This window comes from Rhodovulum visakhapatnamense (genome assembly GCF_004365965.1).
In the GTDB taxonomy this organism is placed as follows: Bacteria; Pseudomonadota; Alphaproteobacteria; order Rhodobacterales; family Rhodobacteraceae; genus Rhodovulum; species Rhodovulum visakhapatnamense.
Window position 1 is genome coordinate 120,199 of the sequence record NZ_SOEB01000004.1, and the last position, 12,950, is coordinate 133,148.

Annotated in this window: 10 protein-coding genes; 9 read left to right on the forward strand and 1 reads right to left on the reverse strand. The window is 70.1% G+C overall.

Translation table 11 applies throughout. The annotated features are described in order from the left end of the window. Positions 1 to 60 precede the first annotated feature (60 nt). The 9 genes from EV657_RS05110 (at position 61) to hslU (ending at position 12,369) form a co-directional block, all read left to right on the forward strand. Complete coding sequence (locus EV657_RS05110; protein WP_166673648.1) at positions 61 to 1,494, forward strand: PAS-domain containing protein; 1,434 nt, start codon at positions 61 to 63, stop codon at positions 1,492 to 1,494. A 41-nt stretch (positions 1,495 to 1,535) separates the two neighbouring features. Next, positions 1,536 to 2,039 (forward strand): tRNA (adenosine(37)-N6)-threonylcarbamoyltransferase complex ATPase subunit type 1 TsaE, encoded by a 504-nt coding sequence (gene tsaE, locus EV657_RS05115; protein ID WP_075784119.1) that lies wholly within the window; start codon positions 1,536 to 1,538, stop codon positions 2,037 to 2,039. Continuing rightward, positions 2,032 to 3,039, forward strand: a complete 1,008-nt coding sequence (locus tag EV657_RS05120; protein ID WP_134077327.1) for an aminoglycoside phosphotransferase family protein — start codon at positions 2,032 to 2,034, stop codon at positions 3,037 to 3,039. The genes tsaE and EV657_RS05120 overlap by 8 nt, the downstream gene beginning before the upstream one ends. Next, on the forward strand, positions 3,021 to 3,713 hold the full coding sequence (locus EV657_RS05125) for a nucleotidyltransferase family protein (protein WP_134077328.1): 693 nt from the start codon (positions 3,021 to 3,023) through the stop codon (positions 3,711 to 3,713). Before EV657_RS05120 ends, EV657_RS05125 begins: the two co-directional genes overlap by 19 nt. Then, entirely contained in the window at positions 3,706 to 6,642 is a 2,937-nt protein-coding gene (gene addB / locus EV657_RS05130) for a double-strand break repair protein AddB (protein ID WP_134077329.1), read from the forward strand. Before EV657_RS05125 ends, addB begins: the two co-directional genes overlap by 8 nt. Then, complete coding sequence (addA, locus tag EV657_RS05135) at positions 6,639 to 10,007, forward strand: double-strand break repair helicase AddA (RefSeq protein WP_134077330.1); 3,369 nt, start codon at positions 6,639 to 6,641, stop codon at positions 10,005 to 10,007. The genes addB and addA overlap by 4 nt, the downstream gene beginning before the upstream one ends. Before the next feature lie 60 nt (positions 10,008 to 10,067). Next, complete coding sequence (trxA, locus tag EV657_RS05140; protein ID WP_075784124.1) at positions 10,068 to 10,388, forward strand: thioredoxin; 321 nt, start codon at positions 10,068 to 10,070, stop codon at positions 10,386 to 10,388. A gap of 110 nt (positions 10,389 to 10,498) precedes the next feature. After that, positions 10,499 to 11,059 carry an ATP-dependent protease subunit HslV gene (hslV, locus tag EV657_RS05145; RefSeq protein ID WP_108025716.1) on the forward strand — a complete coding sequence of 187 codons (561 nt, stop codon included), beginning with the start codon at positions 10,499 to 10,501 and terminating at the stop codon, positions 11,057 to 11,059. Next, complete coding sequence (gene hslU / locus EV657_RS05150; protein WP_113669483.1) at positions 11,056 to 12,369, forward strand: ATP-dependent protease ATPase subunit HslU; 1,314 nt, start codon at positions 11,056 to 11,058, stop codon at positions 12,367 to 12,369. Before hslV ends, hslU begins: the two co-directional genes overlap by 4 nt. A 6-nt stretch (positions 12,370 to 12,375) precedes the next feature. Here the strand turns inward: hslU and EV657_RS05155 are convergent, their stop codons facing one another. After that, on the reverse strand, positions 12,376 to 12,948 hold the full coding sequence (locus tag EV657_RS05155; RefSeq protein WP_243837488.1) for a Smr/MutS family protein: 573 nt from the start codon (positions 12,946 to 12,948) through the stop codon (positions 12,376 to 12,378). Positions 12,949 to 12,950 lie beyond the last annotated feature (2 nt).

A 12,950-nucleotide genomic window follows, 5' to 3' on the forward strand; every position in this document is an offset into this window, starting at 1 on the left:
TTCCTTTTGCCCCTCATTCCCCGACGCTCCCCGTCCCCGGGCGCGGAATCCAGAAACAGCATGGTATTTCTCTTCGATGGAGAACATCTGGTGGATGCCACGCCGGACGGGCGCCGGTTTCTGGCAGGCGGCCCCAAGGGCCTGACCGACTGGCAGCGGTTCTGCGCCCTGATCGTGCCGCGTTTCCCCGGTTTTCCCGAACGAATGGAGCGGTTGCCCAAGGACGGCTCGGCCCTTCTGACCGAAGCCGGGGGCGAGGCGCAGCTGACCGCGACCTGGCTTGACGGGGTGATCCGCCTGACGCTGCAGATGCCGCGCTTCGACGAGGATGCGGGCCTGACCGACGCCCAGAGCCTGGCCGCGCTGACCGCGGAACTGGCCACGCTCCGCGATGTGGTCGAGGCGATGCCGACCCCGGCCTGGCAGCAGGACGACAAGGGGGGTGTGGCCTGGGCCAACAGCGCCTATCTCGACATCGTGCGCAGCCGCCATGACGCGGGCCAGATCGTCTGGCCGCTGCCGGTGCTGTTTTCACAACCCAAGGGGGAACCGGGCTCGCCGCACCGTCAGGTCATCGACACCGGCAGCGGCTCTGGGACTGGTGCTGGCCGCGACCGCTGGTTCGACTGTGTGGCCGTCGAGGCCCATGGTGCCTCGCTGCATTTCGCGCTTCCGGCCGATGCCACCGTCCGGGCCGAGACCGCGCTTCGGAACTTCGTGCAGACCCTGACCAAGACCTTCGCCGAACTGCCCATCGGACTGGCCGTCTTCAACCGCAGGCGCGAACTGGTGCTGTTCAACCCCGCCATGTCCGAGCTTTTCAACCTCGAGCCCGAATTCCTGACCGGACGGCCCACGCTTCTGAACGTGCTAGACCGGCTGCGCGAAACCCGGATGATGCCCGAGCCGAAGAACTACCGGTCCTGGCGCGAACAGATCCTGCGGCTGGAACGCGATGCCAGCGACGGCGTCTATTCCGACACCTGGACCCTGCCCGGCGGACAGGTCTACCGGGTCACCGGGCGCCCGCATCCCGACGGCGCCGTGGCCTTCCTGTTCGAGGATATCAGCACCGAAATGTCGATGACCCGCCGGTTCCGCGGCGAGATCGAGACCGGGCAGGCCGTGATCGACTCGCTGCCCGAAGCCATCGTGGTGTTTTCCAGCGCCGGGGTCCTGACCCTGTCGAACAGCGCCTATGCCGAGCTTTGGGGCGAGGACCCGCGCCTGGTGATGGGTACCACCGATATCGCCGGGGCCACGGCGAAATGGCAGGCGCAATGCCTGCTGACCCAATCCGAGGCCGCCGCCGATCTGTCGCACCGCATCCGCCAGCGCGAAGCCTGGAGCTGCGAGTTGATCCGCCGCGACGGCAGACGGCTCGACTGCTTCCTCAAACCCGTCGCGGGCGGCTGCATGATGGTCGAGTTCCGCGACGCGACCCAGGCCGATGCGGCGGACGCCCACCCGGTGCCGCGCGCCTCGACGGGCTGATCCGACTTGCGGGGCCTCGGGCAGGCGTTAAACATGCGTCCATGTCCGGAACCCGTCTTTCCCTTTCGCTGGCCTCCGAGGCCCAGACCCGCGCCCTCGCCGACCGGCTGGCGGCGGTCCTCGGGGCTGGCGACACGCTGCTTCTCGACGGGCCGATCGGAGCGGGCAAGACTGCCTTCGCCCGCGCGCTGATTCAGGCCGCGCAGGCCCGCGCCGGGCTGCCGGTCGAAGACGTGCCCTCGCCGACCTTCACCCTGGTCCAGACCTACGAGGCGGGGCCGTTCGAGATCTGGCATGCCGATCTTTACCGGCTGGGCCATCCCCATGAGGTGCTCGAACTCGGGCTCGACGAGGCGTTCGAGCTGGCGCTTTGCCTGATCGAATGGCCCGACCGGCTGGGCGACCTGGCCCCGGCAGACGCCCTGCGCCTGACCTTCGGCCCCGGCCCATCCGACACCGCCCGGACGCTCGATCTCGTTTCGGCCGACCCGTCCTGGGCCGACCGCCTGTCCTTCCCTGCTGCAAAAGACGACCCCGATGCGTGACACTGCCTGCGCCGATTTCCTCGCCCGCGCCGGATGGGCCGAGGCCCGCCGCGCGCCCCTGGCGGGCGATGCCTCGAACCGCCGTTACGAGCGTCTGGCCCGCGGGACCGAAACCGCCGTTCTGATGGATGCCGATCCGGCGCGGGGCGAGGATGTCGGCCCCTTCATCGCCATCGCCCGGCACCTGACCGGGCTTGGCCTCTCGGCCCCCGCGATCCTGGCCGAGGACGCGACGCAGGGCTTTTTGCTGCTTGAGGATTTGGGCGACGCCCTGTTCGCCCGGGTGCTTGCCGACGATCCCGGACCGGAAGACACGCTTTACGCCGCCGCCACCGACCTGCTGGCCGATCTGCACCGCGCGGCCCCGCCTGCGGGGCTTGCCGCCTATGACGCCGAGACCATGGCCGATCTGGCCTGCCTGCCGTTCCAGTGGTACCTGACCGGGCTTGGCAGGCCCGCGCCCCAGGCAGAGATCGCGGCCTTTCGCGCCACGATCAGGACCCGACTGGAGTCCACCGCGCCGCCCTCGGTGCTGATCCTGCGCGATTATCACGCCGAAAACCTGATCTGGCTGCCCGACCGCAGCGGCGCCGCCCGGGTCGGGCTTCTCGATTTTCAGGACGCGCGCGTGGGCCATCCCGCCTACGATCTGGTGTCGCTTCTGGAAGACGCGCGCCGCAACGTGCCCCCGGCGCTGCAGGTCCGGATGCGCGCGCGCTATGTCGCCCGCACCGGCAGCGATCCCGACGCCTTCGCCCGCGCCTATGCCCTGACCGGCGCCCAGCGCAACCTGCGCATTCTGGGCGTTTTCGCCCGGCTGTGCCTGCGCGACGGCAAACCCGGCTATCTGCGGCTGATGCCCCGGGTCTGGGCGCATCTGATGACCGATCTCGACCACCCGGCGCTGGCCGACCTGCGCGATCAGGCGCTCCGCCTGCTGCCCCCGCCCGACCCCGACCGCCTTGCCAGGATCGAAAGCCGATGCGCCCGACGGCCCTGATGCTGTTCGCCGCCGGGTTCGGCACCCGGATGCGGCCGCTGACCGACGACCGGCCCAAGCCGCTGATCGAGGTGGCAGGGCGGCCGCTGATCGACCATGCGCTGGCGCTGGCCGAAGGCGCCGGGCTGAACCGCATCGTCGTGAACGCGCATTACCGCGCCGGGCAGATCGAGAGCCATCTGGCCGGACGCCACGGCATCGCCGTCCTGCGCGAGACCCCCGAGATCCTCGATACCGGCGGCGGGCTGCGCCATGCGCTGCCGCTGCTGGGCAGGGGCCCGGTCTTCACGCTGAACAGCGACGCGGTCTGGACCGGGCCGAACCCGCTGGCCACGCTGGCCGCCGCCTGGGACCCGGCCCGGATGGACGGGCTTTTGCTGCTGATCCCGCGCGACCGCGCGACCGGTCACGCCGGGACGGGCGATTTCCGGTGCGATGCCGACGGACGCCTGACCCGTGGCCCGGGCGGGGTCTATTCGGGCGCCCAGATCCTCAGGACCGACGGGCTGGCCGAGATCCCCGAGCCGGTCTTTTCGCTCAACCGCCTCTGGGACCGGATGCTGACCGAGGGGCGGCTTTTCGGCGTTCTGCATCCCGGCGGATGGTGCGATGTGGGCCATCCGGGCGGGATCGCCGAGGCCGAGGCGTTGCTGGCGGAGCAGACTGATGTTTGAGGGAAGCACGCCCCGCCTCTATGGCCTGCCGCCCGGCGCCGATTTCCCGCGCGATCTGCTGATCGGGCTGGAACAGAGACTGTCCGGCGCCCCTCCCGAGGCCTGGGCCGAGGTCGAGATCTGGGTCAATACCGAACGCATGCGGCGGCGTCTGGTCGCCCTTTTCCAGGCCGGGCCGCCGCGCCTGCTGCCGCGCATCCGCCTGGTGGCAGAGCTGTCCCGCCATCCGATCCTCGCCGATCTGCCCGCGCCCGTTTCGCCGCTTCGGCGGCGGCTGGAACTGGCGCAACTGGTCCGCGCGCTGCTGGACCGCGCCCCCGATCTGGCGGCGCGCAGTTCGGCCTTCGATCTGGCCGACAGCCTCGCCGCGTTGCTGGACGAAATGCAAACTGAGGGCGTGCCGCCCCGCGTGCTGCACCAGCTCGATGTCGGGAACCTCTCGGCGCATTGGGCGCGGGCGCGGCAATTCCTGACGCTGGTCGAGGGCTGGCTTGGCGCCGACCTGTCCGACCGGCCCGGCACCGGCGCCCGCCAACGGCTGGCGGTCGAACGCCTGGCCGCGCGCTGGCGCGCCGATCCGCCCCGCCATCCCGTCATCGTCGCCGGCACGACCGGATCGCGTGGCGCGACCGCGCTGTTCCTCAGGACGGTCGCCGGTCTGCCCCAGGGGGCCGCCGTGTTGCCCGGCTTCGACTTCGACATGCCCACCGCGATCTGGGAAGGCCTTGACGACGCGCTGGCCGCCGAGGACCACCCCCAGTTCCGCTTTCGCCGAATTCTCGACGACATGGGGATGGCCCCCGAGGCAGTCGCGCCCTGGATCGGCACGCCCGCCCCGTGCCCGCCGCGCAATCGTCTGGTCTCGCTCGCGCTCCGGCCCGCCCCCGTTACCGATCAGTGGATGGAGGACGGCCCCCGGCTGACCGGGCTCGACCGGGCCACAGAGGGGCTGACCCTGATCGAGGCGCCTTCGCCGCGCGCCGAGGCGCTGGCCATCGCGTTGCGGCTGCGCCGGGCCGCCGAGGACGGGCAAAGCGCCGCACTGGTCACACCCGACCGGACCCTGACCCGGCAGGTGACCGCTGCGCTCGACCGCTGGGGCATCCGGCCCGACGACAGTGCGGGCATGCCGCTGCCGCTGTCGCCGCCGGGGCGGTTCCTGCGCCAGGTCGCGGCACTGTTCGGGCGGCCGCTGACGGTCGAGACGCTGCTGGCGCTGCTCAAGCATCCGCTGACCGCCTCAGGCCCGGGCCTGCGCGCCGATCACCTGCGCTGGACCCGCGAGCTGGAACTGCATCTGCGCCGGAACGGTCCGGCCTTCCCCGATGGTCGCGCGCTGATCGGCTGGGCGGCGGGCAGCGAGGACGGGCGCGAGGCCTGGGCCGTGTGGCTTTCCGCAGCGCTGGATGGCGTCGATCGGGCCGGAACAGAGCCGCTTTCAACCCATGTCGTGCGCCACCGTGCGGCCTGCGAGACCCTCGCCGCAGGTCCCGGCAGCACCGACCCCGGCGGGCTTTGGCTGGAGGAGGCGGGTGCGCAGTCCCGCGCGGCGCTGGACCTGCTGGCCGACGAAGCCGACGCGGGCGGCGAGATGACCCCCGGCGATTTTTCGGCGCTGCTCGACTCGGTGCTGCGCGACGGCACCGTGCGCAGCGCGGTCGAGCCGCATCCCGGGGTGATGATCTGGGGCACACTCGAGGCCCGCGTTCAGGGCGCCGATCTGGTGATCCTCGGCGGACTGAACGAGGGCACCTGGCCCGAAACCCCGGCGCCCGATCCCTGGCTGAACCGGCAGATGCGGGCCGAGGCGGGGCTGTTGCTGCCCGAACGTCAGATCGGGCTGGCCGCGCATGACTTTCAGCAGGCGGTCTGCGCCCCCGAAGTGGTGATCTCGCGCGCGATCCGCACGGCCGAGGCCCAGACCGTGCCCGCGCGCTGGCTAAACCGGCTGACCAACCTGATGGACGGGCTGGGCGGCACTGGCGGCCCCGAGGCGCTGGCCGCGATGCGGGCGCGGGGGCAAGGCTGGCTTGACATGGCGCAGGCGCTCGACCGGCCCGCCGAACCGCTGCCCGCCGCGCGTCGCCCCTCGCCCCGGCCGCCCGTCGACCGCCGCCCCGACCGGCTGTCGGTCACGGCTGTCGAGCGGCTGATCCGCGACCCCTATGCCGTCTATGCCCGCCATATCCTGCGGCTGAAGCGTCTCGATCCGCTGGTGCGCAGCGCCGATGCGCCGCTGCGGGGCACGGTCCTGCACAAGGTGATGGAGCGGTTCCTGTCACAGCCGCTCGACCCCGATCCGGACCGGGCCCAGGCCGATCTGATGGCCATCGCCGACGAGGTTCTGGCAACCGAGGCACCCTGGCCCGCGGCCCGCGCGCTTTGGCGGGCACGGCTCGGGCGCGCGGCCGAAAGCTTTCTGCGCGACGAGGCGGTGCGCCAGGCCGAGGCCGTCTGCATCGCCCGCGAACACCCGGGCGCGGCGCGGCTGGACAACGGCTTCACCCTCACCGCGCAGGCCGACCGGATCGACCGCCGCCCCGATGGCCGCCTCATCCTCTACGATTACAAGACCGGCACGCCACCCAGCCTGAAGGCGATGGAGGCTTTCGACAAGCAATTGCTGCTGGAGGCCTGCATCGCCGAACGCGGCGGCTTCGAGGACATCCCGGCCGCGCCCGTCGATCACGTCACCTATATCGGCCTCGGCCAGCCGCCGAAGACCGTGACCAATACGCTGGACGACGATCTGGTCGCGCGAACCTGGGCCGAGCTTGACCGGTTGATCGCCCGCTATGCCCGGCCGGAACAGGGCTATACCGCCCGCAACCGCATCCAGAAGCGCAGCGACATCACCGATTACGACCTGCTGTCGCGCTTTGGCGAATGGGATGAAACCGACCCGCCAGACCCGGAGGATGTGGGATGACCCGGAACGAGGCGACCGAACGGCAGATCCAGGCGGCCGACCCGTCGGGGTCTGTCTGGCTGTCGGCCAATGCGGGGTCGGGCAAGACCCGGGTTCTGACCGACCGGGTGGCACGGCTTCTGTTGGCAGGGGTGCCGCCGCAGCGCATCCTGTGCCTGACCTACACCAAGGCCGCCGCAGGCGAGATGCAGAACCGGCTGTTCGACCGGCTGGGTGGCTGGGCGATGCTGGCCGATGCCGATCTGCGCAAGGCGCTGCACGAGCTGGGCGTCGAGACCGCCATCGGCGAGGACACCCTGCGCGAGGCGCGGCGGCTCTTCGCGCGTGCCATCGAGGCGCCGGGCGGGTTGAAGATCCAGACCATCCATTCCTTCTGCGCGGGGCTTCTGCGGCGGTTTCCGCTCGAGGCCGGGGTCTCGCCGCAATTCGTCGAGATGGACGACCGCAACGCCCGCCGCCTGCGGGCCGAGCTGGTCGATGCGCTGGCCGAAGGGCCTGAGGCCGATCGCTTTGCCGATCTGGCCCGGTTTCACACCGATGCCGAGCTGGATGCGCTGACCGCCGAGATCGCCAGCCATCGCGACCGGTTTCCGGCCACCGCCGACCCGGGCGCGATCTGGAAAAGCTTCGGCCTTTCCACCGATGAGGACAGCACGGTCCTGCTGCGCGGCGTCTTCACCGGGACCGAAGAGGCCCTGCTGACCCGGCTGAAATCCGCGCTGGCCGGAGGCGGCAAGACCGATCAGACCGCCGCCGCCAAGCTTGGCGCGCTGAATCTCGGCGGGGCCGACCGGGCCCTGTTGCTGGGGCTTGAAGATATCCTGCTGACCGGCTCGGCCGCCAAACAGCCGTTTTCGGCCAAGACAGGGTCTTTTCCCACCAAGGCGGTCCGGGCCGCGCTGGGGGCCGATCTGGTGCCGCTGGAAGACCTGATGATCCGGGTCGAAACCGCGCGGCCCCGGCGGCTGGCGCTGGATGCGGCCGAGCGGACGCTGGCCCTGCACCGCTTTGCCGAAGCCTTCCTGCCCGCCTATGCGGCGCGCAAACAGCTGCAGGGCTGGCTCGATTTCGACGACCTGATCCTGAAGGCGCGCGATCTGCTGACCGATCCGGGCGTCGCGCAATGGGTGCTGTTCCGGCTCGATGGCGGGCTCGACCATATCCTTGTCGACGAGGCGCAGGACACAAGCCCGGTGCAATGGCAGGTGATCGAGCTTCTGGCGCAGGAATTCACCGCGGGCGAGGGCGCGCGGAGCGGGGTCGAGCGCACGATCTTCGTCGTCGGCGACAAGAAGCAGTCGATCTATTCCTTCCAGGGCGCCGACCCCGAGGGCTTCGACCGGATGCGCGCGCTGTTCCGCGACCGGCTGGAAAATGTCGACCGCGGCCTGTTGAACCTGACGCTGGAGTATTCGTTCCGCTCCTCCGAGGCGATCCTCGGCGCCGTCGACCGGACCTTTCCGGAAGGCGCGCGGGCGGGGCTCGACCGCGAGATGCGGCACCGCGCCTTCCATGCCGATCTGCCCGGGCGGGTCGATATCTGGCCCGTGGTCGAGGATAGCGAGGCCGCCGATCCGGGGCATTGGGCCGATCCGGTCGACATGCTGGGCGCCTCGCATCACAGCGTGCGGCTGGCGCGTCAGGTGGCATCGGAAATCCGCGCCATGATCGACCGGGGCGAGACCGTTGCCGCCAAGGGCGGGGGACGCCGCCCGATCCATGAGGGCGACATCCTGATCCTGGTGCAAAGCCGGACGGATCTGTTTCACGAGATCATCCGCGCCTGCAAGGCCGAGCGGCTGGAAGTGGCCGGCGCCGACCGGCTGAAGATCGGCGGCGAACTTGCGGTGCGCGACCTGACCGCGCTTTTCTCCTTCCTGGCGTTGCCCGAGGACGACCTGTCGCTGGCCTCGGCCCTGCGCTCGCCCTTGTTCGGCTGGAGCGAGGATGCCCTGTTCCGGCTGGCAGCACGCCGCAAGGGCTATCTCTGGCAGGCGCTTAGACACGCCGATTGGACTGGCACAGAGACGATTCCGGTGTTGCAGGCGCTGCTGGACGAGGCCGATTTCCTGCGCCCCTACGACCTGCTGGAACGCATCCTCACCCGCCATGACGGGCGCCGCAGGCTGGTGGCGCGGCTCGGGCAGGAGGCCGAGGACGGCATCGATGCGCTGCTGACCCAGGCGCTGTCCTATGAGACGACCGAGGTCCCTTCGCTAACAGGCTTCCTGGCCTGGCTGTCGAGTGGCGAGGTCGAGATCAAGCGCCAGCTCGATGCGGCGGGGCGGCGGATCCGGGTGATGACGGTGCATGGCGCCAAGGGGCTCGAGGCGCCGGTGGTGATCCTGCCGCATACGGCGCAGCGCACTGTCACCATCCGCGACCAGATCTATACGCTGGAAAACGGCCTGCCCGCATGGAAGACCGGATCGGACGAGCGCCCCGAGGCACTGGCAGCCGCCCATGCGGCGCGTGTCCAGCGCGAGGAGGAGGAACGGTCGCGGCTGTTATACGTCGCCATGACCCGGGCCGAACAATGGCTGATCGTGGCGGCGGCCGGAAAGCTCGCGAAGGATGGCAGCGACTGGTACAGCCGCATCCGCCGCGGCACCGAGGCGCTTGGCCCCGTGCCACACGATTTCGGTTTCGGCGAGGGGCTGCGCTATGAACGCGGGCTCTGGCCGGAAGACCGCGTCGTGATCGCGCCCGAGACGGCGCTGCCCGAAACCGCGCTTGCCGACTGGGCGCTGCGCGACGCGCCCCGCCCCGAACGGCCGCCGCAACCGCTGTCGCCGTCCGATCTGGGCGGCGCCAAGGCCCTGTCGGGCGACCCGCTTGGCACCGCCGAGACCGAGGATGTCCGGGCGGCGGGCACCTGGATGCACCTGCTCCTGGAACATCTGCCGGGCACCGATCCGGCCGACCGCCCGGCGCTGGCCCGCGCGCTTTTGGCCACGGCCGACCCGCCCGCGCCCGAGGCCGCGATCCCGGCCCTTGCCGCCGAGGCCGAGGCCCTGATGGCGCGGCCCGATCTGGCGCCGGTCTTCGCCCCCGGCACGCTGGCCGAGGTTCCGCTGACCGCGCCCCTGGGCCAGGGGCGGCTGAGCGGCACGGTCGACCGGCTGATCGTCTCGCCCGGCCGGATCACCGCCGTCGATTTCAAGACCAACGCGGTCGTGCCGTACCGGCCCGAAGACACGCCCGAGGGCATCCTGCGCCAGCTGGGCGCCTATGCAGTGGCGCTGGCGCAGATCTATCCCGGCCGCGAGATCGAGACGGCCGTTCTGTGGACCCGGACGGCCAGGCTGATGACGATCCCGCGAGAGCTGGGCCAGGCGGCGCTGGCCCGGGCGGGGCTGGCTTGACGCTAAGGGTCGCGGTCCTTACTTTCCGGCCTCGATCCCAGGTTCCAAGGAGAGACCCAGATGCCCACCCATGCCGTCACGGACGACACCTTCGACGCCGAGGTGCGCCAGTCCGACATTCCCGTCGTCGTCGATTTCTGGGCCGAATGGTGCGGCCCCTGCAAGCAGATCGGCCCGGCCCTGGAAGAGCTGTCGGTCGAGCTGGAAGGCAAGGTGAAGATCGTCAAGGTCAATGTCGACGACAACCCGACCAGCCCGGCCCAGCTGGGCGTGCGCGGCATCCCCGCGCTCTTTCTGTTCAAGGATGGACAAGTCATTTCCAGCAAGATCGGCGCCGCGCCCAAGGCCGCGCTGCAGAACTGGATCCACGAATCCGTCTGACCCCAAGTTCAGGCTGAGACAAAGGGGCGCCCCGGCGCCCCTTTTTCGTGCCCGGCTTGTGGGGCAGCATCGCGCGCATATATCGGACCCGGAAATCGCAGGAGAACGGCATGTCGAAAACCGAGTTTCCCGGATGGCACGGGACCACCATCATCGGCGTCCGCCGCGGCGGGCAGGTGGTGATCGCGGGCGACGGACAGGTCAGCCTGGGCCAGACCGTCATCAAGGGCACCGCCCGCAAGGTGCGCCGCCTGTCGCCCGGCGGCTATGACGTCGTCGCGGGGTTCGCCGGATCGACGGCCGATGCCTTCACACTCCTCGAACGGCTGGAGGCCAAGCTGCAGGCAACCCCGGGCCAGCTGCAGCGCGCCGCGGTCGAGCTGGCCAAGGACTGGCGCACCGACAAGTATCTGCAAAAGCTCGAGGCCATGCTGATCGTCAGCGACGGGGCCGAGCTTTACGTGATCACCGGCGCGGGCGACGTGCTTGCCCCCGAATTCGACGTGGCCGCCATCGGATCGGGCGGCAACTACGCGCTGGCCGCGGCCCGGGGGCTGATGGAAAATACCGAGCTTTCGGCCGAAGACGTCGCCCGCAGGGCGATGGCGATCGCGGCCGATATCTGCGTCTACACGAACGGCAACCTGACGGTGGAGACCATTTCCCGATGACCGACCTGACCCCCCGCGAAATCGTCTCGGAACTCGACCGGTTCATCATCGGCCAAAGCGATGCCAAGCGCGCGGTCGCGGTCGCGCTGCGAAACCGCTGGCGGCGCAAGCAGCTGGCCGACGACCTCCGCGAAGAGGTCTATCCCAAGAACATCCTGATGATCGGCCCGACCGGCGTCGGCAAGACCGAGATTTCGCGCCGTCTGGCCAGGCTGGCCCGGGCGCCCTTCATCAAGGTCGAGGCGACCAAGTTCACCGAAGTGGGCTATGTCGGCCGCGACGTGGAACAGATCGTGCGCGATCTGGTCGATATCGCGCTGGTGCAGACCCGCGACTGGATGCGCGAGGACGTCAAGGCCGCCGCCTACAAGGCCGCCGAGGACCGGGTGATCGCCGCCATCGCCGGATCGGATGCGCGCGAGCAGACCCGCGAGATGTTCCGCACCAAGCTGAAGAAGGGCGAGCTTGACGACACGACGATCGAACTCGAGATCACCGACACCTCGAACCCGCTGCAAGGGATGGAGCTTCCGGGCATGGCGCCGGGGCAGGGCCAGCAGGGGATGATGTCGCTGGGCGATCTCTTCGGCAAGGCCTTCGGCGGGCGCACCGTCAAGAAGCGGATGACCGTGGCCGAAAGCTACGAGATCCTGATTTCGGAAGAGGCCGACAAGCTTCTCGACGACGAGACGGTGAACCGGACCGCGCTGGAGGCGGTGCAGGAAAACGGCATCGTCTTCCTCGACGAGATCGACAAGGTTTGCGCCCGGTCCGACATGCGCGGCGCCGATGTCAGCCGCGAGGGCGTACAGCGCGACCTGCTGCCGCTGATCGAGGGCACGACGGTCTCGACCAAGTACGGGCCGGTGAAGACCGACCATATCCTGTTCATCGCCTCGGGCGCGTTCCATATCGCCAAGCCCTCGGACCTGCTGCCCGAATTGCAGGGCCGGTTGCCGATCCGGGTGGAACTCAGGGCACTGACCGAGGGCGATTTTGTCCGCATCCTGACCGAGACCGACAACGCCCTGACCCGGCAATATACCGCGCTGATGGGCACCGAGGATGTCACCGTCGAATTCACCGAAGACGGCATCGCGGCGCTGGCCCGCGTCGCGGCCGAGGTCAATGAAAGCATCGAGAATATCGGCGCGCGGCGGCTTTACACGGTGATGGAACGGGTCTTCGAGGAACTCAGCTTCACCGCGCCCGACCGGGGCGGCGACAGCGTCCGGGTCGATGCGGATTTCGTCGAGAAAAACCTGGGCGAGCTGACCAGATCGGCCGACATGACCCGCTATATCCTCTGATCCCGCCTAGCGGGGTCGCCGCAGATAGACGTAGAAGGCGCCCTCGCCGCCATGCTTGCGGTGGGCGGGGGTCACCTGCAGCACCGCGCCGGTCAGCGGCGCCTGTTGCAGCCAGTGCGGCACCTGCCGCCGCAGAACCCCGCGCCGGTCGGCGAAGGCCGGTTCCCATTCCGTGCCGCGCCCCTTGCCGGTGATCACCAGCACCAGCCGCCGCCCCTCGGCCTGACTGCGCAGGATGAACCCGATCAGCGCCGGATGCGCTTCGGCCAGGGTCATGCCGTGCAGGTCAATCCGTGCCTCGGGGTCGAGCTTGCCCCCCTTCATCCGCAGAAACGCCTTGCGGTCCATGCGGATCGAGGCCGGGGCCGGGTCGGGCGCGGCGGCCGGGGAGGGCGCCTTCGCGCCCAGCCGGAACGGTGCCAGCGGCGGCGGCGCTGCCTTGAGCGGCGGGGCGGGGACCGGCGCGGGCGGTGCCGTGTCGGGCACGGGGTCGGGGGCTGCGTCGCGCATCGGGCGAACCCGGCGCGCGACCTCGTCCCAAACTGCGCGGTCCTCGCGGCTGAGGCGGCGGCGACGCAAGG

Bases quoted from the DNA above. Each gene is read 5' to 3' on its own strand.
- EV657_RS05110 (WP_166673648.1), top strand. From the start codon at position 61: ATGGTATTTCTCTTCGATGGAGAACATCTGGTGGATGCCACGCCGGAC.
- tsaE (WP_075784119.1), top strand. From the start codon at position 1,536: ATGTCCGGAACCCGTCTTTCCCTTTCGCTGGCCTCCGAGGCCCAGACC.
- EV657_RS05120 (WP_134077327.1), top strand. From the start codon at position 2,032: ATGCGTGACACTGCCTGCGCCGATTTCCTCGCCCGCGCCGGATGGGCC.
- EV657_RS05125 (WP_134077328.1), top strand. From the start codon at position 3,021: ATGCGCCCGACGGCCCTGATGCTGTTCGCCGCCGGGTTCGGCACCCGG.
- addB (WP_134077329.1), top strand. From the start codon at position 3,706: ATGTTTGAGGGAAGCACGCCCCGCCTCTATGGCCTGCCGCCCGGCGCC.
- addA (WP_134077330.1), top strand. From the start codon at position 6,639: ATGACCCGGAACGAGGCGACCGAACGGCAGATCCAGGCGGCCGACCCG.
- trxA (WP_075784124.1), top strand. From the start codon at position 10,068: ATGCCCACCCATGCCGTCACGGACGACACCTTCGACGCCGAGGTGCGC.
- hslV (WP_108025716.1), top strand. From the start codon at position 10,499: ATGTCGAAAACCGAGTTTCCCGGATGGCACGGGACCACCATCATCGGC.
- hslU (WP_113669483.1), top strand. From the start codon at position 11,056: ATGACCGACCTGACCCCCCGCGAAATCGTCTCGGAACTCGACCGGTTC.